We start from the raw sequence: 21162 nt of genomic DNA on the forward strand, positions 1-21162 counted from the left end.
GGCATAATAAAACAAATTATTGGAAGAATATGGTTACCGAAATTGAGCTTAAGTATTTTGTTACAAGTGATAATACTCAAGAAAAAATCACCCAGTTATTCACCACAAAACAGCTGTCATTTAGCTGTGAAACAAAGCAATTATCGAACTGCTATTACGATACAACTAATTTAGATTTTCGCCGTCATGATATGGGGCTAAGAATTAGAGGTTGTGACGGAAAGTTAGAGCAAACCATAAAAACAGCTGGGGTGGTAATTGCGGGCTTGCATCAGCGACCAGAGTATAACGTTAATATTGTTAATAACTTCCCTGAACTTTCCTTGTTCCCAAATGAAATTTGGCAGTCAACTCAAAAGGTAGAGCAGTTACAAGAAACGTTAATCCCCCTTTTTTCAACGGACTTTACCCGTATTATTTGGTTAGTTACTTTATCGTCGGGTACCGTGGTAGAAGTTGCCTTCGATCAAGGCGATATTAGTAGTGATGGTCGCAGTGTTAAAATTTGTGAACTCGAACTAGAACTTGTCAGTGGTATAACCTCAGATTTACTGTTGCTTGCCAAGTTATTATTTTCTGTACTGCTTGTTAGGCCAAGTAGCCAAAGTAAAGCGGCTCGTGGCTATGGTTTATGGAAAAACATCCCCGTTAATTATAAAAAAAATATTACAGACACTCTTCCCATTGACCGCAGTCACTCTATTTCTAATGCCTTTTCTACCGGTATCAATTATTGCCTAGTTAACCTACATGATCATATTGAATACTATATAACGTCGCCAAGCTTAGTCGAGTTAGAAAAAATAACAGAAACTTTAGCGTTAATTCGCCACGGTTTTTGGCTATTTGCAGACTATCTACCCGAAGAAGCCGTAAAAATTCGTGATGAACTAAGCTATTTTGTGCACTTACTCTCGTGGGTTGATAATGCCGTTAACCTACAAGAGCTTACTAATAAAACGGGTAATTATAGACGCAAGTTAAATTACAGCGAACAATTGGTAGAACAACTAAGAATGGAGAAACGTCGTCTTCCAACGAGCGAAAATGTCATCGAATTATTGCATGGCCAGCGTTTTAATACCCTGCAGGCTCATTTGTTGGAAATGCTATTAACTGAAGATAAACAGTTTAGTGACTCGTTATTACCTTTTGCGCAGCAAAGTTTAACGAAAAGTATGGCGGTGTTATTTGCTGATAGCACACCAGCGCAGTCGCTGAGTAGTGAGCAATACTTATCACAAGCAAAACTGTTAAACCGAAGTTTACTGACAGGAACTTGGTTTGGTTTATTGTTTGATGAAGAAGAACGTAAACACTATCGAGCACCTTGGTTGGACATTCAGCAAGGGATCAGTGAATTACAAACATTGTGGATCATTCACCAACAACTACAAACGTTAGATGAAAAACCTAAAAAACTCGTTTTATGGCAAGGAAGCAAAGTTGAAGGGTTACTCATCGCGTTAGATAGCTCCAGAAATATGGCGTTATTAACAAAGCCGTACTGGTTAGATGAGTCATAGTTGTTTATCGGTTAGAATAGAAAAAGGTTTTAGATAATGTTGAAGATAATTCGTAGGGTCATAAATTAATGAAGTGGGTTGTTAAATTAAGTTTATTGTTAAGTAGTTTTATTACCTGTGTAAGTTTGGCGAGTGTTTATAATCTCCCTGCTGCCAATTCAAGGTTAGTGGGCGAAGATATTATCCATAAAGCAGTAAAAGGTGATTACTTTCAAGCTTTAGCTGAAAATTATAACGTAGGTTTTTTTGCCTTACTTGCCGCTAACCCCGGTGTTGATCCTTTTTTATTGGATCTTGATCACAATATTGTTATTCCTAAACAGATGCTTCTACCCTTTGGTAAGCGTGAAGGTATTGTCATTAATCTCGCTGAGTTACGCTTGTACTATTACCCAAAAGGAGAGAAGTTAGTTTACGTTTTCCCTGTGGGTATTGGTAGAGAAGGACTAGAAACACCGCATTTAACCAGTACTATTGGCGACAAACGTAAAAACCCAAGTTGGCGTCCAACAGCAGAGATGCGCGCACGTTATTTTGCCGAACATGGCAAAGAGATGGTCAGAGAAGTCCCCGCAGGACCCAATAATCCCTTTGGTAAATATGCATTACGTATTGGCACAAGTGAATACCTACTTCATGGCTCCAATAAGCGCTTTGGTATCGGTATGCGAGCAAGCTCTGGCTGTATTCGTATGTACGATGATGACATAGAATGGTTATATAATAATATTCCCGTAGGCACACCTATTCGCATATTCGAACAGCCCATTAAAATGTCTTATGAACAGGAAGGCAAAAAGATAGAAGTACATCGCCCATTAACACCCGATGATGGCGCCGAAGTTAAATTAGCGATGACAAAAGCAGTAAAACATTTTATCGGTAATGATGCTCAAATGTTAAAAAAAGTGAGTTCACTACTAGCTAATCCAGAAGGTGTAGTCGTATCATTAAATTGAGCTAAAGGGATATTGTCAATTAGAGTAAAATAGAACTTCGTTAGGATGAACTCAAACTTCTTCAGGATGAATTCAAGCTCCGTTAGGATGAACTCAAACTTCGTTAGGATGAATTCAAGCTCCGTCAGAATGAACCCAAACTTCGTCAGAATGAAGCCAAACGCCGTCATCCTGAACTTGTTTCAGGATCTGTACCTAACAACTAGAAGCCCAGATACTGAAATGAATTCAGCATGACGGGAATGGAAGCTGAAATAAATTCAGCATCAACGCAACACCCATCAGCATGAACGCAAACTCCATCAGGATGAACTCAAACTCCATCAGGATGAACTCAAACTCCATCAGAATGAACCCAATCGCCGTCATCCTGAACTTGTTTCAGGATCTCGTTCTTAACAACCCAAAGACCAGATACTGAAATAAATTCAGCATGACGGGAATGGAACAGAAACAAGTTCAATATGAAATCCAAACCCCATTAGCATGACTCAAAACTCCGTCATCCTGAACTCGTTTCAGGATCTCGTACCTAAAAACTCGAAGACCAGATACTGAAACAAGTTCAGCATGACGGGAATGGATACTGAAATAAATTCAGCATCAACGCAACACCCATCAGCATGAACGCAATCACCATTAGCATGACTCAAAACGCTGTCATCCTGAACTTGTTTCAGGATCTCGTCCTTAACAACTTGTTTCAGGATCTCGTACCTAACAACTAAAAGCCCAGATACTGAAATAAATTCAGCATGACGGGAATGGAAGCTGAAACAAGTTCAGTGTGAACTCAAACTCCATCAGCATGAACCCAAACGCCGTAATCCTGAACTTGTTTCAGGATCTCGTACCTAACAACTAAAAGCCCAGATACTGAAATGAATTCAGCATGACGAGAGTGGATACTGAAACAAGTTTAGTGTGAACCCAAGCTCCATAAGCATGAACCTAACCGCCGTCATCCTGAACTTGTTTCAGTATCCACTCTCGTCCCTAACAACCCAAAGCCCAGATACTGAAATAAATTCAGCATCAACGCAACACCCATAAGCATGAACGCAAACACCATCAGTATGAACTCAAACTCCGTCATCCTGAACTCGTTTCAGGATCTCGTACCTAATAACTCAAAGACCAGATACAGAAATAAATTCAGCATGACGGGAGTGGAAGCTGAAATAAATTCAGCATCAACGCAACACCCATCAGCATGAACGCAAACACCATTAGCATGACTCAAAACTCCGTCATCCTGAACTCGTTTCAGGATCTCGTCCTTAACAACTTGAAGACCAGATACTGAGACAAGTTCAGTATGAAGGGAATGGATACTGAAATAAATTCAGCATGACGGGAGTGGATACTGAAATAAATTCAGTATGACGAGAGTGGATACAGAAACAAATTCAGCATGACGGGAATGGATACTGAAATAAATTCAGTATGACAAAAGTTCTTTCATTTCAGTATTACCGGGGCTGTATTCGGTTTTGTTACACGTTCAAATGATAGCTCGTTAATGTGGCAATAAAAAAAACGAGACTTATTAAGTCTCGTTTTTTATTGTTTACGCTAAATACTCAGAAAAACTAATGAAGAATACGTGCGCGTATTGTGCCGTCAATTTGTTTTAATTCACGTAATGCTAGTACACTATCTTGTGCTTCGATATCAATAACTACATAACCAATTTGATCGTCTGTTTGTAAGTACTGTGCTGCAATATTAATATTATGCTTAGCAAATGCTTGGTTAATTTGAGTTAACACACCCGGTTGATTGCGGTGTATATGTAATAAGCGGCTTGTTCCCGTATGACCAGGCAAAGAAACTTCAGGGAAGTTTACTGCCGAAAGTGTTGAGCCGTTATCAGAGTATTTTGCCATTTTACTGGCAACTTCTAAGCCGATATTCGACTGGGCTTCTTTGGTACTACCACCAATATGTGGCGTCAAAATAACGTTGTCGAACGCGCGTAATGGTGAAATAAACTCTTCATCATTACCTTTAGGTTCAACAGGGAAAACATCGATTGCTGCGCCAGCGACTTTTTTACTTTTAAGCGCTTCTGCTAATGCATCAATATCAACGACAGTGCCACGAGAAGCATTAATAAAAATAACACCATCTTTCATGAGTGCAAATTCTTTTGCTGCCATCATGTTTTGAGTTTGAACCGTTTCAGGTACGTGTAAGCTAACTACATCAGCTTCTTTTAATAAAACTTTTAAACTTGATGCTTGGCTCGCATTACCTAACGGAAGTTTGGTTTCGATATCATAAAAGCGTACTCGCATACCTAAAGTTTCAGCTAAAATGCCTAATTGCATGCCAATATGGCCGTAACCAATAATACCTAAGGTTTTGCCACGAGCTTCTACCGAGCCAGCCGCAGATTTATTCCATTCACCGCGATGAGCTTTAGCGCTTTTTTCAGGAATCCCACGTAATAATAATAAGGTTTCACCTAATACTAGTTCGGCAACCGAGCGTGTATTTGAAAACGGAGCATTAAAGACTGGAATGCCACGTTTTTGTGCCGCCTTAATTTCAACTTGGTTAGTACCAATACAGAAACAACCAATAGCCGCGAGTTTTTTAGCATGGCTTAGTACATGGTCAGTTAACTGAGTACGAGAACGAATACCAATAAAGTGAACATTAGCAATTTTTTTGATCAAATCTTCTTCAGCAAGCGATGTACTAATACATTCAATATTGCTGTAGCCTTTCATTTTTAACTCTTCAACAGCGCTCGGGTGGACACCTTCAAGTAATAAAATCTTAATTTTTTCTTTTGCTAATGAATTATTGCTCATTTTCTAATATCTCATGTAGGACTATAGTGGTCATTGCCTTAACCAAATATAAAGTGTTTAGATGGCTAGATTTCTAAACTAGCATATAGTGTATAAACTCTAAAGATTTATTTTATGAGTTTTGCGCCATCTTGAGTGCCTAAAATTAAAACATCAGCGCCACGTAGTGCAAATAAACCATTAGTAACAACACCTACAATGGCATTAATATCGCTTTCAAGTTTTTTAGGATCAAGTATCTCTAAGTTATGCACATCTAGAATCACACAACCGTTATCGGTAATTACGCCTTGGCGATAAACCGGGTCACCACCTAACTTAACAAGTTCGCGCGCTACATAGCTTCGTGCCATAGGAATAACTTCTACCGGTAAAGGAAATTTTCCTAGCATTTTTACTTGTTTACTTTCATCGGCAATACAGACAAATGTTTTTGCTACAGCCGCGACAATTTTCTCTCGGGTTAGTGCAGCACCACCACCTTTTATCATCGACAGATATTCAGTAATTTCATCAGCGCCATCAACATAAACATCAACGCTACCGACATTATTCAATTCAAACACTTCGATACCATGGGCTTTCAATCTTTGAGTCGACGCTTCAGAGCTAGAAACAGCACCTTCAATATCGTCTTTGATTGTTGCTAGGGCGTCAATAAAATGGTTAACAGTAGACCCGGTGCCTACGCCAACAATGGTATCGTTTTTAATAAATTCGAGTGCTTTAAAGGCTGCTGCCTTCTTCATTTCATCTTGTGTCATGTGAATCCTAATTAGCGAGGGGAAATTAGGTAGAAGTATATCAGCAGATGATTAAATATCGAAGTTATAGCTGGTGGTAGGAGTGATAATTTTAGGCAGTGGAATATCCCAACTTTCAAAGGGGATCGTGGTAACTTTTTGGCAATCGTGAGCTAAGCCAACTGGTAAGGGTTTAGCGTGTTTGTTTTGTTGATATTGAGCATGCCAAGCCGAAAGTGTTCGGTCATAAAAGCCACCCCCCATGCCTAAGCGATTACCATATCGGTCAAAGGCGACTAAGGGAGTAAAAATAATATCAAGCTGAGCGACCGTTATTATATCTTGCACGTTAAGCTTAGGCTCTAAAATACCATATTTGTTTTTGACGAGAATAGACGTCTCAGCATATTTTAAAAAGAGTAAGTTATTCTTACTAAAAGGATGTATTACCGGTAAATATACGGTGATGTTATTTTGCCAGCACCAATCAATAAAAGGCTGAGTATTTAACTCGCCATCATTGGCTAAATAAATCGCGATGTGTTGAACGCCTTTGACTACTTGTTCTTTAATGAGTCTTTTAGATAATAAAAGTGATTGTTCCGCTTGCTGGTCAGCGTTTAATAAACTGCGTTGATAGCGAATTTCTTTGCGAAGCACATCTCTTGTTTTCATGATATTTAACCCCTTATAAAATAAGCCTAACAACAACAAGTAAGTTACAGTAAAAATTAGCTATAAAAAAGCCAACAATAAATGTTGGCTTTTCAAAATCACTTTAACGATGAACGATAGTTAACTAAGCGTTAGTCGTTGCCGTTGAACCATTTGCGTTAGTCGTAGATGCTTCTGAATCATCAGGCAAATTTTCCCAAAATCTAGATTTGAAACCAACCAACAAAATGATTAAACCAATACCAATGCTAAATAAGCTAATTTGAATATAAAGCGAAGGTATTTGCGCGACGTTATTTGGATCGTAATTACCGGCTAATAAACCAGAAATTATATTACCTATTGAATAAGTTAAAACAAATACGCCCATCATTTGTCCTGCAAAGCGTTTAGGTGATAATTTACTTACCGCACTAAGTGCAACAGGGCTTAAACAAAGCTCACCAACTGTATGTAGGAAGTAAGTTGCTACTAACCAGTAAGGGGCAACTTTCATTCCTGAAGCAGCGTATTGTGCAGCAAAAAACATCACGATAAAACCACTCGCCATGATGATTAATCCAACAGCACACTTTATGCCATAAGAAGGACTGACCAGTCTTTTACCTAAGTTAATCCATAAAGCAGCAAAAAAGGGTGATAGTAAAACGATAAAAAAGGAGTTTGCAGATTGGAACCAACCCGTAGGTATTTCAAATGATCCAATGACGCGGTCAGTATAATCGCGCGCGAATAAATTCATCGACGAACCCGCTTGCTCAAAGCCCGACCAAAAACAAGCTGATGCAATACAGATCAATAATAATGCCCAGAGTTTTTTCTTTTCATTTTGCGTTAGGTTACTACCAAAATATATTACCGCATAATAAATAACGAAAATTACAGAGAATGCTACGGCAACGTATTGAGCGACAGTTACAGGAACAATAGTAATAATGCCTTGAAAAGTAGCATAGGTAACAAACGCAATAACCGCTAAAACAATACCAATAATTGTCCAGCTGGTTTTTTGTGCTTTCTCTGACATAGGATATACCGGCTTTTCACCAATACCTTGAAGCTTAGGGGTAGTCAATTTGTATTGAATTAAACCTAATGCCATACCAATAGCTGCGGCGCCAAACGCCCAATGCCAACCAACATTTTCCATTAAGTAGCCACAAACTGCATAGCCAATAACTGAACCTAAATTGATGCCCATATAATAAATGGCATAACCACTATCACGGCGAACATCTTCATCTGAGTATAATTGACCAACCATAGCGCCAATATTTGGTTTTAATAAACCCGTACCTAAAATGACGACGATTAAACCAATAAAAAACGTGGTGTCATTCGGAATAGCTAAGATGATATGGCCAATCATAATAATGATTGCGCCGTACCAAACTGCTTTTTGACCACCAATTAATCGGTCAGCTATCCAACCGCCAGGTAAGCCCATAAAATAAACACTACCAGTATATAAACCATATATAGCAGCGGCAGAAGCGACGGTTAAACTTAAGCCTCCTTCTTGTAAAGTAGCGGTCATAAATAATACAAGTAGCATACGCATACCGTAATAACTCATGCGCTCCCACATTTCTGTAACAAACAGCGTTTGTAACCCTGCCGGATGGCCAAAAAAAGAACCTGAATCAGGTTTGCTCATAAAAAATTCCTCTAAGATAAGTGTAAATTACAGATAAATATTATTATTTTAATTCGCTAAAAACATTTTAAAATATTGAAATAAGTTCTTTGCGCTGTAATTATTGTCAAATTTATTTGCGAAAGTCAGCGTGTGTTATACCTGTGCTTGCCATGAAAGGCAATAGTTTGGCATCGAGATTTGATTAAGCAGATGTAATGTTTTAGTTACTTTTGATATTTTTAGAAAGAAAAATAATAAACAGACTCCCCAAAATTAATTATTTGACGTTATAAAAGGTAAGCAAGTTACTTTATTCAATAGCTTGTTACTGATAAACTCCAAACGTTAATTTTAGAACATATTTAGTCGATATATTTGGCCATTATTAATTTTTATGGTTTATAAGTATTGAGCTAATGTTATACCTCGCATTTATAGGAAATTTATTGCCCCAATGATGAACATTACTCGCTATCTGATAGCAACCTTTTTACTTTTTGCGCTTTCTTTAAATTTACATGCCCAGCAAGTGTCTGCTCAGCAAATTGAACAATTTAAAAAGTTACCTAAATCTCAACAACAAGCATTAGCCAAAAGTATGGGCGTCGATTTAAATGCTATTGAGGCTCAGTTATCAGGAAGTAATACACAAAACGCTTCTATTAATACACAGGTAATGCCACGCGATATAAATAGCCTGAACAATGAAAACCTTAAAGCCAAAGATGCCGAAGAAACAGAGAAAGCTGAAGCTATTTTTAAGACCTTGCCACGGTTCGGTTTAGATGTATTTGCAAATTCGCCAACAACATTCTCTCCGGTTATGGATATTGCCATTCCAGAAGGGTATATCTTAGGTACGGGAGACTCAGTTTCAATACAGGTTTTCGGTAAAGAAAATCGTGAAATGCAATTAACGGTGACACGTGAAGGTGAGTTGGTTTTTCCTAACCTGGGCCCCATTAGTGTTGCAGGATTAACATTTTCAGAATTAAAGACTTTTGTTGTTAATAAAATTCAACAAAAAATTATTGGTGTTAATGTGGTGGTTAGCTTAGCTGAATTACGCTCTATGCGTATATTTGTTTTAGGTGAAGCTTATAAACCTGGCCCCTATACGTTAAGTTCATTATCTTCAGTCACCCATGCCATTTTTGCTGCAGGTGGTGTCAGTGATATTGGCTCATTAAGAAATATTCAAGTAAAACGTTCAGGGAAGCTAATTCAACAAGTCGATTTATATGACTTATTAATTGAAGGTGATTCATCAAGTGATATTTTGTTGCAATCAGGCGATGTCGTTTTTATTCCTCCTCAAGGCAAGTCTGTGTCAATTGCCGGCGAAGTAAGACGTCCTGCTATTTATGAATTGAGCCAATCAGACGACTTTTCTAATGTCATTAAAATGGCTGGCGGACTTTTACCCGCGGCTTACCCAAAATCTACTATCGTAGAGCGTTATAACAAAAGCGATTTACGTAGTATCCTAAATATTGATTTATCTGATAAAACCCAAAAAGCTGAAAAAGTTCAAGCGGGTGATTTTATTAGAGTGTTAAAAAGCTCAGACTTATATGTCGATTCAATTACTTTAATAGGCGCTGTAGCACGTCCAGGTAAATACCAGTTACAACAAAACATGTTGTTATCCGATGTTATTACCAATGCTGACGCTCACCTATTACCTTACGCCGATTTAAATTACGGCATTGTCGTTAGAGAAATCGATAGTGCCCGTAATATTGAAATTTTACAGTTTAATTTAGCCAATGTGTTTGCTGATAAAAATTCTAAGAGCAATATCCAACTCAGCAGTAATGATAAAATTATCATCTTCTCGAAAGCCTTTAAATTCTCTGAAGAACAATTCTTATTAGACGAGCTCGCCTACACTCAAGAAGAGTTATTAGCGAAAGAAAGAAATTTAGCGATTGAAACGAGTAAGAAAAAAGAGTTTTGGGAAACCCATGAGCAAAATGATGTTATGGCTGAGACCAAAGATGAAAAAATTTATACCTCTATTAATAATATTAACAGTGGTGCAGAGCACGAAAATGTGACAATTCGAGAAATGGCATTGTTTTCTCGCCAACGTCTACTGGTGCCTATTGTTAACAAACTTCGATACCAAGCAGGATCTGGTGAAGCGGTAAAGTTAATTGAAATTGATGGTGAAGTTAAATTTCCAGGGGTTTATCCATTAGGGAAAGGGGCTCGGGTAATCGACTTGATTTTAGCCGCCGGTGGCGTTAAAGAGTCAGCTTACTTATCAAGAGCTGAGTTAACACGTAATGATATGAGTGGTATTAACTCTGTAAAAATCTCTAAGAATATTCATTTAGTGAATGCCCTCAATAATATTGATGAAGATAATATTCTGCTAAAAAGTAAAGATCGCCTTAACATTCACCGTATCCCTTCATGGAGTGAAAATAATGTTATAGAGTTACGCGGCGAAGTCCTTTTTCCGGGTAAATATACAGTCCGTCGTGGAGACAGCTTATCAAGTATTATTCTTAAAGCGGGAGGATTAACCGCTTTTGCAGATCCCAATGGCTCTGTTTTTTCAAGAACAAAGTTAAAACAACTTGAAAAACAAAACTTAATGAAAGTAAGTGCCGACTTACGTATTGAAATGGCAACTAAATCTTTATCAAGCAACAGCGGGGTAACTTCATATAGTGAAATTCAATCGTTATTAGCAGACCTATCTAAGGTAGAACCGCTAGGGCGTTTAGTTATTAATTTACCGCAAGTTATAGCCAAAAATGATTATGATATTGCCATAGAGGGCGGCGATGTACTGTACATCCCCACTCAGAATCGTTCAATTAATGTTATGGGGCAAGTGCAAGTGAATAGCTCACACATGTTTGACTCATCAAGCAGTGTTGAAGATTATATAACGCAAAGCGGCGGCTTAAAAAAACGTGCTGATGATGAGAGAATTTATATTATTTCATCAAACGGTAGTATCCAAATGTTTGAAGAAAGTAATTGGTTTAGCGGCGGTGCTGACTCAGCTTTAAAACCGGGCGATTCAATTGTTGTACCACTTGATTCAGAGTACATGAACAACTTAACCTTGTGGACAACAGCGACAACAATTATGTATAACACAGCAGTTGCCATAGCGGCAATTAGTGGACTTTAATACTTGTTTTTATAAAAACTAATAATAGATAATTTTTTAACAAAAAAAATAAGTAAAGTCCGATTTTTATCGGACTTTACATTGTTGAATAAAACCCAAACATAGACCAGTTCAGCAAATAAGAACAACCCACCATCATAGTAGCACTGTAAACCGTAATCCTAATTGCGAAACTGTTATCCAGACACAACCACGTTCAGCCTAGACCACCACCGTCATCCTGAACTCGTTTCAGGATCTGTACTTAGAACGCAAAAAACACAAAGACCAAAACAGTATTTTAATTTCATATGAGAAACCTGACAAAACAATAAAGCTGAACTACAATATCAATAAGATGTAAAAATAATGTTAACAAAAGGAGTTGCTATGAATACATTAGTTTATATTTATATATTACAGTCGGTGGATGGTAGCTACCACACTGGCTGCTGTGATGAACTTGGCATTGTGTTAGCGAAATACGATAAATATAACCAACTTCTTTTAGGTACTGAAATAAAGCCCCCAGTCAAACTTGTCCACCAGCAGAAATTTAAAACTGAACAAGAAGCAAGATTGATAGAAAATGAAATTAGAAGGTGGTCTAAAAAACAAAAACAATTTCTTATTAACAATGATTGGCCTGAAATATCTAAATTAGCGAAAAAATTTATTTACTAACAGGGTCGTCAATATGAAACAGCCTCATATTTATATAATGACAAATATAAAAAACACGACACTATACATAGGTGTAACGAGTCAGTTAGTTCAAAGGGTCTATCAACATAAATCTAAACTGACATTAGGCTTCACCAATAAATATAACCTGAATAAATTAGTATATTTTGAGTCATTTGAAACAATGTACGATGCGATAACAAGAGAAAAGCAACTTAAAAACTGGCGAAGGGCCTGGAAGAAAAACTTAATAGAAGAAATAAACCCGAATTGGCTAGATCTGAGCAAAGATTTATAAGCCACACCACCACTGTCATCCAGACCAAGCCACCGTCAACCAGACACCACACTGTAAGCCAGCCACCAATACCGTCATCCTGAACTCGTTTCAGGATCTGTACTTACTCAACAAAGCCCAGATACTGAAATGAATTCAGCATGACGACAAAAGGGCAACGTAACTCTACGCATGTATTCCATCAGCCAGACAGAACCACCGTCAACAGACACCACCACTATCTAGCCGCCAATACCGTCAACCAAACCCCACCACCGTCATCCTGAACTCGTTTCAGGATCTGTACTTACTCAACCAACCCAGATTCTGAAATAAATTCAGCATGACGACAAAAGGGCAACGTAACTCTACGTGTGTACCCCGTAAAACAGACACAATCACCGTCACCAGACACAACCACTATAAGCCAAACACCACAACCGTCATCCTGAACTCGTTTCCAATGCTGTTCGTTTAAGCTATTTCTTTTCGCTTTTGTGAACGCTTCACCGGGAACTTCCCCATCCTCATTTTTACCGCCCTAGGATAATTAGGGCGTTTCTGCTTTGGCAAAATAAAATCCTTAATCGTATCCGTTAATTCTTTTAATCTTGCTGGTATGCTTTGTAAGTTCGATGCTGTTGCCATGCCATAATAATCATAGAGAACTACACGCATTGCCGTTTTGAAACTTATCCTCGTGGGTCTTAATTCAACAACATCTGCCGCTAAAGCAGCCTCATGTCTAATAAGGTTGTACGCTATTAACATGCCATATAATTCTTGTATAACTAAATCAGGCTTTTTACTTCTTAACGTTATTGCGTTTTTAAGTAACGTTTTTTTGATCTCCCTATAGCCTAATTCAATTTCCCATCGCTCATGATAAAGCTCAATAATTTGAGCTGCACTGTATTTTTCTATCGGTAGTGAAGTCGCTATCTCTTGCGGTTCATATCCTTCAAGTTGATACTTCACTACTCTCATTTGCCATTTACGCGGCAATGAGGGGGATTTCTTTCTTGCGTGAGCACTTAAATCCCGCTCAACCAAAAAATCATTATCTCCATACTTTTCAAGCTGTCGATATTTAATCGTGCTTTTTAATCTTGTGACCCAGTACCGCTCTTCGCCAAGGTTTTCAAAATAGTGCAATAACTCCGCTGAATGATACAGTCTATCTAACAGCAATACACTTCTAGGCGGAACATTGTCTAACAATTGTGAGGCAACGGTTAACTCCCCCGTCTTAAAAGGCCCTATAGAAACACGACTTATAATATGGCTTCGCACATTCATTAAACAGGCTAAACGAAACGCAGGGAAGGAAGAAACTAATTCGCCTTTGCTATGCGCTGAGCCAAAATTCTCTCGATTTTCTTCGCTATCCTCAGTTCTAAACGTTGTTCCATCAATACTAAATAAGTTCAGGCCATGCCATTTGTCATCACAATGTGACTGCGATGACCATTTATCAGCACTGCGGTTAAATAACCATTCCACCGGAGCAGAGCCTACACGCTGTCTAGCGCTGCTGATCGAACTTCGTGCAAGTAACTGATTATCAAGTTGCTTTGATTGAAAACTCAATCTAGCGGCTATCTCTTGAATAGGCTCATGTCGCATTAACGACATACCTATTGATAATCGGATAATATCTTCAGCAGGCATTTTTCTTCGCCTAACGGTTACGCTTCCTGTTACGTTAAGTGCTTCATCTATCCACTCTTTTGGGAGTTGGGCATTAAAAATATCAACCTTATCTTTTAAATCACTACACTCGTCAAAAAAATACGCTAACTCATCACTTAACATGCTTTATTTCCTGTAAAAAGAAATAAATATGACACACTCGAAAGATCGTTCAAGTACTATATTTCATCTAAAACGATCAGCATTGGAACTTGTTTCAGGATCTCATTACTTTAAGCCACTAATACAGATACTGAAATAAATTCAGCATGACGACGTGTTAGTTCAGCATGACGGCGTGTTACTTCAACATGACGGCGTTTTACTTCAGCATTATGGCATATCAATTCAGCATGACGGCATGCTACTTCAGGATGACCGCGTGTTAGCTGAAGAGTGCTTAACCTTAGAAGTTATAATCAAACGTTACACCAATTTGTCTTGGTGCGCCAAAACGTTGATATTTTTTAGCTACCCAATCTAAATCAGGTTCGTTGCCGAAGAAGAAGCCGCGTGTTGCGATTTTTTCATCGGTAATATTTCTAGCCCAAAGTGAAATAGACCAATCAGCGAGTTCATAAGCAATTTTCGCATTCAATAAGTTTGAACTTGACGCTTTTTCGTCATGGCTATCAGAGAAGAAAAATTCATCTTTTCCTGACCAGTTCACATTGAAGACAACGCCATTGTCGCTGCGATACGTAGAGCCAAGGCTAAAGGTATAGCTTGGTGCGTGTGCTAAATCGCGTCCTGAAATGTCAATGTTTGTACCGTACTTGTCAGAATAGCCATAAACATCATATGTTGCGTTTAGGTAGCCCACTGTCGAGTCGATCGTTAAATTACTATTAACCTGATATGTTAACTCAAGTTCCAAACCGTAACTGCTTGAACTGGTGGCATTTGCCGTGTAAATGGTAAATTGCTGTGGCTTATCAGGGTTCTGTTGAGAAGCATTAACTTGTTGATCTTGTCTGTCCATATAAAATAAGGCTAGTCGACTGACTAAGGTATTATTTAGCATATTCGATTGCAGACCTAATTCATAATTGACTAAGACTTCGGTATCAAATTCTTTAAATTGGATTAATTGCTCGGGTAAATCCATATTAAAACCACCCGCTTTGTAGCCACGCGCGACACGAACATAGGCAGAATGCTCATTGTTAATGGTTTTACTCAAGGCGATGTGTCCGCCCCACATGGTTTCAGACGGGTCAAACTCATCGCCAGCACTATCGCTATAATCGGTTGAACGTTTTTCAACGCGCAAACCTACTGATAATTCATGGCCATAGCTAAGAACACTGTCTAACTGGGTAAAAATTGCATAATTATTAGCTGAGTATGTAGAGTCGAGTATTTCGTCTTCCCAACCATTATAAAAAGAGTCAAGGTCGTTATCTTCATTCATTTTGCTAATGTAAGTACCCACTAGCCAAGCAGTTGTATTGTCAAAAATTCTTGAGCCGTCATTTGATGATAATCGAAACTCTTGTGACCATACATCTCTATCGGCGCGTTTGTCCCAAAGGTAACTGTATTCACATGGCGCACCATCACAACTTTTACTTGCCCAATAATCTGCGTTTGCCCAATCACCATCATAAGCGTGCTGATGCTCTGTCTTGGTATAGCTGCTTATCGCTTCGAATTTTGCAAATGACAAACCTTCAAAGCTAAATTTTAGTGCGCCGCCATGCGATTTTTGATTATCAACACCTGGGTTGTCCGTGATCGTATTAAAGCCGTTGTTATCTAATGTCCATGGGTCGAAACTATTATCGTTATCCGCAAATATATAAGTAAAATCAACACTTAAATCTTCTGTTGCCGTATATTGCAATTTGAACTTTCCAGAAAACTCGTCAATGCCATTAGTATCATCTCTATTTAGATAAAGATTGTCGCGATAACCGTTTTGTTGATGTTGCTCTAATGATATGCGGTAATTTAAGTCTTCAGTGACAGCACCAGAGCTATAACCGGCAACATTAATTAAGTCGTCATTGCCTAACGTTACTTTAAAACCATGCTCGGGTAATTCTGTTGCGTCTTTTGATTTTATGTAAATTAAACCCGCAAGCGCATTGGCACCAAAACGTGTACCTTGTGGACCTCTTAAGACTTCAACTTGTTGAACATCGTACATAGAAGCTGCCATGCCCAAGCCTGACAAATCGATATCGTCGACAATGAAGCCCACTGATGAGTTTGGCGCACCGCGGTATTCAGAGCGTTCACCGACGCCTCTAATTTGTAAATATTTCGGACGAGATGTTCCACCAGAGAAATTTAAGTTGGCGACACCATTAATAACTTCTTCAAAATGTTGAATGCCCTGCTCAGCTATTTTTTGTTGGTCGATGATTGCAATACTAGTAGGAGCTTGCGCTAAAGATTGCTTATTGAAGCTGGAAGTGACGGTTATACGCTCAATATCATTTGACTCATTTGCTTGTGTGACGCTAGCAAAAGTCAATAAAGTCGTTGTTACCGCAATTGAAATAGGAGATTTTATAAAATTCATACTGGGCTCTTTTTATGGCATGCAAGCAAAAAAGAGCAATAAGGTAAATACACCGTAAGTAAGCACTTACAAAAAGTGTTTACGATAAGTATTCAACATATTAACCATTCCTACGCCGGCATTATCCGTTTCAGGTATTAAGGGTAAAAATTCTCAGCAATACAAAAGCCTATTAACAACAGCTTTTTATTGCACCCCTTGGTTTGATCGGCATACTAACAATTTTATCATCAAAGTACAGAAAAATTATGGTTATTTAATGTCATGTATTTGCTTAATCTGATGATTTTCAGTAAATTAGCACTATAGTTTTTTTTATTAAATTGCCATGACAAATCATCTAAGCCAAAATCATTTATGTTCAGTAACCTTATTAGGAAATTTAGTTGCTAAGCCTGATATTCGTTATCAAGCAAACCCGGTCCTTGCTGTAGCTGAGTTAGTATTAGCGACCCATAGCCGATGGTTTGACAAAACGAGCCAACAGTTTAAAGAATGGACGAGTTATCATACGGTTAAAGTTATTGGTGATATTGTTGATCGTTCACTTATTCACTCGCAAAAGGGTGATGTTATTTTAGTGCAAGGCTATTTACTTAATAGTAAAAAAGCTAACCGTGAAATATTACACGCCACTTATGCACAAACATTTGCAAAGGGTTACGCCCAATCAATAAACCAAGTGCATATGAGTGGTGAAATAAGCAGCGATATTAATTTAGTACTAACCGAGAATAATAAAGAATTAGTCGCGCTTAACTTAACCGTTAATAATTTAGTGTATTCGCCTATAACACAGCAAACCCAAAATATTTCTATCGAACGTTCGGTACATATCTGGGGAAAACAAGCACATTATATTAAAGATAAGGCCGAGCTAGGCGACCAATTAGTTGTCGACGGAAGGTTAAGCTATCTCAATGATAGTAAAAAATCACAATTTATTGATTCACACCAAGTCATTTTATTGAAACATTAAAACGGATTACCTATAATTTTATAAAATTAGGATTGTTGGCAAAATATGGACGTTTTTCATTATATAAAAAAAATAACTACGCGAGCACTTCCAATGTTGCTGGCTTTTTACTGCCTATTAACGCCCTTAACAGCGATTGCTGAAGAAGTTCAACTCGAAGTTTTAGCGCAGCTGCCTAGCCTAAGTTCAACCAATAAAACAACCGTAATTGCATTACCTGTTAATAGTGAGAATAAGCAGCAATACTTAATTGCAGACGCTGCTGGCGAATTGTCTTTACTTAATAATGACAAGCTCACTTTTTTAGCAAGCTTACCTTTAAATAATCATACTACCGATAAACAAGTTAAATTAACCGCGCTAACGTTACACCCCAGTTTTTCGTTAGCAGATAAAACTGGCTTCCAAAACTTTTTTACTGCACATATTGAGCCCGCTAAAACAAATAATAATGTTGCGCGATTAACGCTGTTAGCCGATCCCGTTGCATTGCCATTTGACGCTGTGATAACGCAGTGGCAATACGACAATACAGCGGCAATTAAAATTGATGTGCAGCAACGCAGAGAGGTGCTGAGAATTGCGGTGCCAACTGCCACACATCAAATACAGAAAATTGCCTTTAATCCATATAATAAAGTATGGCACGATGATTATGGCTTAATGCTTGTTGCTTTATCTGACAGTAACGCTAGCTCAGCCAACGCTAGCGAAGGTGCTTTATATTCTGGCGTTGTGTTACGCATTAACCCTGAGAAATTTGGCTTAAGAAATTATAGGGTGCCCAGTAGTAACCCTTTTATGAAAACAAACGACGTTAACAATGAGATCTTTATTTTAGGCGCTCAAAGCATTAGTTCTTTTTCGTGGTCAAAAAAACATTATGGCGCATTACTCGTAGAACATGACTACGATGGCGGTCACCAAGTTGTTGTTGCTGATAAAGGTGCTGACTGGCGAGACTCTTACCAAAATAACCTTGTTTTTCCGCTGAAATCTACTCAAGGAACTGATGGAAATATTTTTCCTTATTATGGGCGAAACTTAGAAGCGTCTGTAGGTAGTGTCTTATATCTTATTAATGATACAAAAAATTGGCAACTTGCCCAATTGAATACCACGATGGTAAATAGTGAGGCTCAAAGTGGCGCTGCTGCATTACCTATTTTGTCTTTTAGTCGTGATGAGCTTTCTCCAAAAAATAAAGTGTCATTACTCTTTGATCACAACGGCGAACCCTTACTGTTAGATTTAACCAATAAACAATTATTATCGGTAAAGGCTATCCCGTTAAAAAGTGACAATAGTAAGCGTATTCAGGTGGATAATAAAAGTGATGAACAATCGGCGCCACTCAACAATAGCGCTTATGGCAAACTACTGCTTACCCTGTTTATATTGGTGGTTGCGGTGGTGTTTTATCGATTACGACTAAAAACGGTTAATCAAAAAGCAAAATTAAGAGGTATGTTTGCACGCTTTGAACTCGATACTAGCCAAACAACCGTATCGTTTTACAAGCGCCATCGGTCAGAAATAGACAGTCAATTGGCTATTGCCGATATTGTTAAAAGTGAAATTTGGGTAAACGATAGCAACGTCAGTATTATTAATGAGGATATTGACCATGGTTACAATGAGCAATGCGAGAACAAACTGCGCTTGTTATTTAATCAAGCGCATCGCCATAAGCTTATTAATGATGAAACTCGACAAGTCCTGCTTTATTTAACCGATAAAAACGCTAAAACATATGTTGTATGCTTATATTTTAGAAAAGGTAACCAGCGTCTAACCAAAGCTAAATATTTTGATATTTTAGAGTCATTAATTGATTGGAGTTGGTTTATTGCCAGCCAGCTGAATCCAGAAGCAACAACGGTACGACCGCTGAAAGTAACCATCGCTAAGAGCGCGATAAAAAAAGTTTTTAAGAAAAATAAGGCCGAGCCTGAAAGCATTGATGCATCCGTAATAGAAGAACCGCTACCTAGTAAGCAAACTGCAGCGGTATTGCACGACATCGTTGTTCATGACTCGGAATTAATAAGTGCGCTAGACAAGCTTGTTGATTTAAAACAACAGGGTTTTTTAACCGATGAAGAATTTAGTTTAGCGAAAGCGAAAATTTTATCAGATATGATTGTTTAATATGGATAGAGATGCTGAGCAAACAAACTAAAACACTTTTTTTAATGACCACATTAATTAGTATTGCCATTCTTTTTAGCGTGTTATTTTCTTTAGATGTATTGAAAAACAACAACCTACAGCCACTACTTGACCAGTTTATTCCTCAAGGGTATCTGGGGGTGTTGATGGTTTTAAGCCTATTGACATTACTGACCAGTATCGGTTTACCCAGGCAAGTCGCTGCCTTTTCTTGTGGTTACATCTTTGGCATTGTTTATGGGGCGCTGTTAGCCACTTTAGCGGCAACACTCGGTTGCATGCTAACGTTATTTATCGCAAAAACTTTTTTTAGACAAAGGGTGCTTGACGCTTACCCCGACAAAGTAATGGTGCTGTCTACTTTTTTCTCAACGGACACCTTCAGCAAAGCTCTAGTTATTCGTTTGTTACCTGCGGGCTCAAACTTTTTAACCAACATATTGGCAGGCATGGCTAAGGTAAAGTTTATCCCCTATGTTACAGGCACTTGTGTTGGCTTTATTCCACAGATGTTGATATTTTCATTACTGGGCGCAGGTATTAAAGTTGGTGAGGAACAGCAAATATTACTGAGTTTATCTTTACTGGTTGTTGCGTTAATTTTTGGCTATTTATTGTATAAAAAAGAAAAAAAACGCAATAAAAAAGGAGCTGTTTAGCTCCTTTTTTATTGTCTTGCTAACGGTCATTTAGTTGAGTGTTAACAAGTACTTCACTAAGTTATTATAGTCAGCTTCAAAGTTGTTTTTGTCTAAACCTGCATTTTCAATTTTGTAGCGGCCATTAACAATAACGGCTGGCACACCAGTTAAACCACCACTTTTTGCGTAGTAGGTTTGCTTTTTCTTCATTTGTTTTACTTGGCTATTTACACCAAAGCTTTTCATTAATTTGTCAAACTTTTCGCCGTCAGCGCCATTTAAAACAAAAACATTACGAATATCTTTTTCAGAAGTAAAAACTGCGCGCTGCACATGAATATAATTAAAAAGTGCGCCCATTAGCTTACTTTCCATGTCCATTTGCTCGGCAACAACTACCGCTTTACTTAACGTTTCCTGCATAACTTGAGAAGCGCCGCGTAAAAAATCAACGTGATTGAATTCAAATTTAACCCCTGCTGGTAACTGCTTTTTAACGCTAGTCATGAAAGGTGAAAACTTAAAACAATGTGGACAGTAAAATGAAAAGAATTCACGTACTTCAGGCTTTTTGGTCGCCTGTTCGCTCACGATCGTGTAATGCGTACCTTCTTGATAATTTGCTGCTGATGCCATTAATGGCAATAATAACATCACAAATAAACTCAATAATTTTTTCATTTAACGTTT

Annotated in this window: 15 protein-coding genes and 1 riboswitch; of the genes, 8 read left to right on the plus strand and 7 right to left on the minus strand. The window is 38.1% G+C overall.

Going from position 1 to position 21162, the window contains the following annotated elements; genetic code table 11:
* The first annotated feature begins 29 nt into the window (after nucleotides 1-29).
* Complete coding sequence (locus tag H4J62_RS00980) at nucleotides 30-1526, plus strand: CYTH domain-containing protein (protein WP_182213563.1); 1497 nt, start codon at nucleotides 30-32, stop codon at nucleotides 1524-1526.
* Between the two features lie 68 nt (nucleotides 1527-1594).
* On the plus strand, nucleotides 1595-2485 hold the full coding sequence (locus H4J62_RS00985) for a L,D-transpeptidase family protein (protein WP_182213565.1): 891 nt from the start codon (nucleotides 1595-1597) through the stop codon (nucleotides 2483-2485).
* A gap of 1592 nt (nucleotides 2486-4077) precedes the next feature.
* On the opposite strand, the gene serA is transcribed toward H4J62_RS00985, so the two are convergent.
* From serA to H4J62_RS01005, 4 genes are all read right to left on the minus strand, one after another.
* Nucleotides 4078-5307 (minus strand): phosphoglycerate dehydrogenase, encoded by a 1230-nt coding sequence (serA, locus tag H4J62_RS00990; protein WP_182218522.1) that lies wholly within the window; start codon nucleotides 5305-5307, stop codon nucleotides 4078-4080.
* A gap of 107 nt (nucleotides 5308-5414) precedes the next feature.
* Nucleotides 5415-6071: a ribose-5-phosphate isomerase RpiA gene (gene rpiA, locus H4J62_RS00995; protein ID WP_070374586.1), complete on the minus strand. Its 657-nt coding sequence runs from the start codon at nucleotides 6069-6071 to the stop codon at nucleotides 5415-5417.
* A gap of 51 nt (nucleotides 6072-6122) precedes the next feature.
* Nucleotides 6123-6725: a 5-formyltetrahydrofolate cyclo-ligase gene (locus tag H4J62_RS01000; protein ID WP_182218520.1), complete on the minus strand. Its 603-nt coding sequence runs from the start codon at nucleotides 6723-6725 to the stop codon at nucleotides 6123-6125.
* 124 nt (nucleotides 6726-6849) lie between these two features.
* A complete protein-coding gene (locus H4J62_RS01005; RefSeq protein WP_182218519.1) occupies nucleotides 6850-8382 on the minus strand; it encodes a peptide MFS transporter in 1533 nt (510 codons plus the stop codon).
* A gap of 436 nt (nucleotides 8383-8818) precedes the next feature.
* Here H4J62_RS01005 and H4J62_RS01010 point away from each other — a divergent pair, with 436 nt between their 5' ends.
* The 3 genes from H4J62_RS01010 (at nucleotide 8819) to H4J62_RS01020 (ending at nucleotide 12479) form a co-directional block, all read left to right on the plus strand.
* On the plus strand, nucleotides 8819-11518 hold the full coding sequence (locus tag H4J62_RS01010; RefSeq protein WP_182218517.1) for an SLBB domain-containing protein: 2700 nt from the start codon (nucleotides 8819-8821) through the stop codon (nucleotides 11516-11518).
* 369 nt (nucleotides 11519-11887) lie between these two features.
* Nucleotides 11888-12181 carry a hypothetical protein gene (locus tag H4J62_RS01015; RefSeq protein ID WP_182176096.1) on the plus strand — a complete coding sequence of 98 codons (294 nt, stop codon included), beginning with the start codon at nucleotides 11888-11890 and terminating at the stop codon, nucleotides 12179-12181.
* A 13-nt stretch (nucleotides 12182-12194) separates the two neighbouring features.
* Nucleotides 12195-12479 (plus strand): GIY-YIG nuclease family protein, encoded by a 285-nt coding sequence (locus tag H4J62_RS01020; RefSeq protein ID WP_182202700.1) that lies wholly within the window; start codon nucleotides 12195-12197, stop codon nucleotides 12477-12479.
* A gap of 453 nt (nucleotides 12480-12932) precedes the next feature.
* Here the strand turns inward: H4J62_RS01020 and H4J62_RS01025 are convergent, their stop codons facing one another.
* Together H4J62_RS01025 and H4J62_RS01030 are read right to left on the minus strand one after the other, a co-directional pair.
* Nucleotides 12933-14273 (minus strand): IS4 family transposase, encoded by a 1341-nt coding sequence (locus tag H4J62_RS01025; protein WP_182218515.1) that lies wholly within the window; start codon nucleotides 14271-14273, stop codon nucleotides 12933-12935.
* A gap of 283 nt (nucleotides 14274-14556) precedes the next feature.
* Nucleotides 14557-16680, minus strand: a complete 2124-nt coding sequence (locus tag H4J62_RS01030; protein WP_182218191.1) for a TonB-dependent receptor — start codon at nucleotides 16678-16680, stop codon at nucleotides 14557-14559.
* 90 nt (nucleotides 16681-16770) lie between these two features.
* A riboswitch (TPP riboswitch) is annotated at nucleotides 16771-16889 on the minus strand.
* Nucleotides 16890-17008: 119 nt separating this feature from the next.
* Here H4J62_RS01030 and H4J62_RS01035 point away from each other — a divergent pair.
* The 3 genes from H4J62_RS01035 to H4J62_RS01045 are packed head-to-tail and all read left to right on the plus strand — an operon-like array spanning nucleotide 17009 to nucleotide 20490.
* Nucleotides 17009-17659: a single-stranded DNA-binding protein gene (locus H4J62_RS01035; RefSeq protein WP_182218189.1), complete on the plus strand. Its 651-nt coding sequence runs from the start codon at nucleotides 17009-17011 to the stop codon at nucleotides 17657-17659.
* Nucleotides 17660-17704: 45 nt separating this feature from the next.
* Nucleotides 17705-19810 carry an SHOCT domain-containing protein gene (locus H4J62_RS01040; protein ID WP_182218188.1) on the plus strand — a complete coding sequence of 702 codons (2106 nt, stop codon included), beginning with the start codon at nucleotides 17705-17707 and terminating at the stop codon, nucleotides 19808-19810.
* An 11-nt stretch (nucleotides 19811-19821) separates the two neighbouring features.
* Nucleotides 19822-20490 (plus strand): TVP38/TMEM64 family protein, encoded by a 669-nt coding sequence (locus H4J62_RS01045; RefSeq protein ID WP_182218186.1) that lies wholly within the window; start codon nucleotides 19822-19824, stop codon nucleotides 20488-20490.
* Nucleotides 20491-20520: 30 nt separating this feature from the next.
* On the opposite strand, the gene H4J62_RS01050 is transcribed toward H4J62_RS01045, so the two are convergent.
* Entirely contained in the window at nucleotides 20521-21153 is a 633-nt protein-coding gene (locus H4J62_RS01050) for a thiol:disulfide interchange protein DsbA/DsbL (RefSeq protein WP_182218184.1), read from the minus strand.
* Between the last annotated feature and the right edge of the window lie 9 nt (nucleotides 21154-21162).

This window comes from Colwellia sp. BRX8-5 (genome assembly GCF_014077325.1).
Lineage (GTDB): Bacteria > Pseudomonadota > Gammaproteobacteria > Enterobacterales > Alteromonadaceae > Colwellia_A.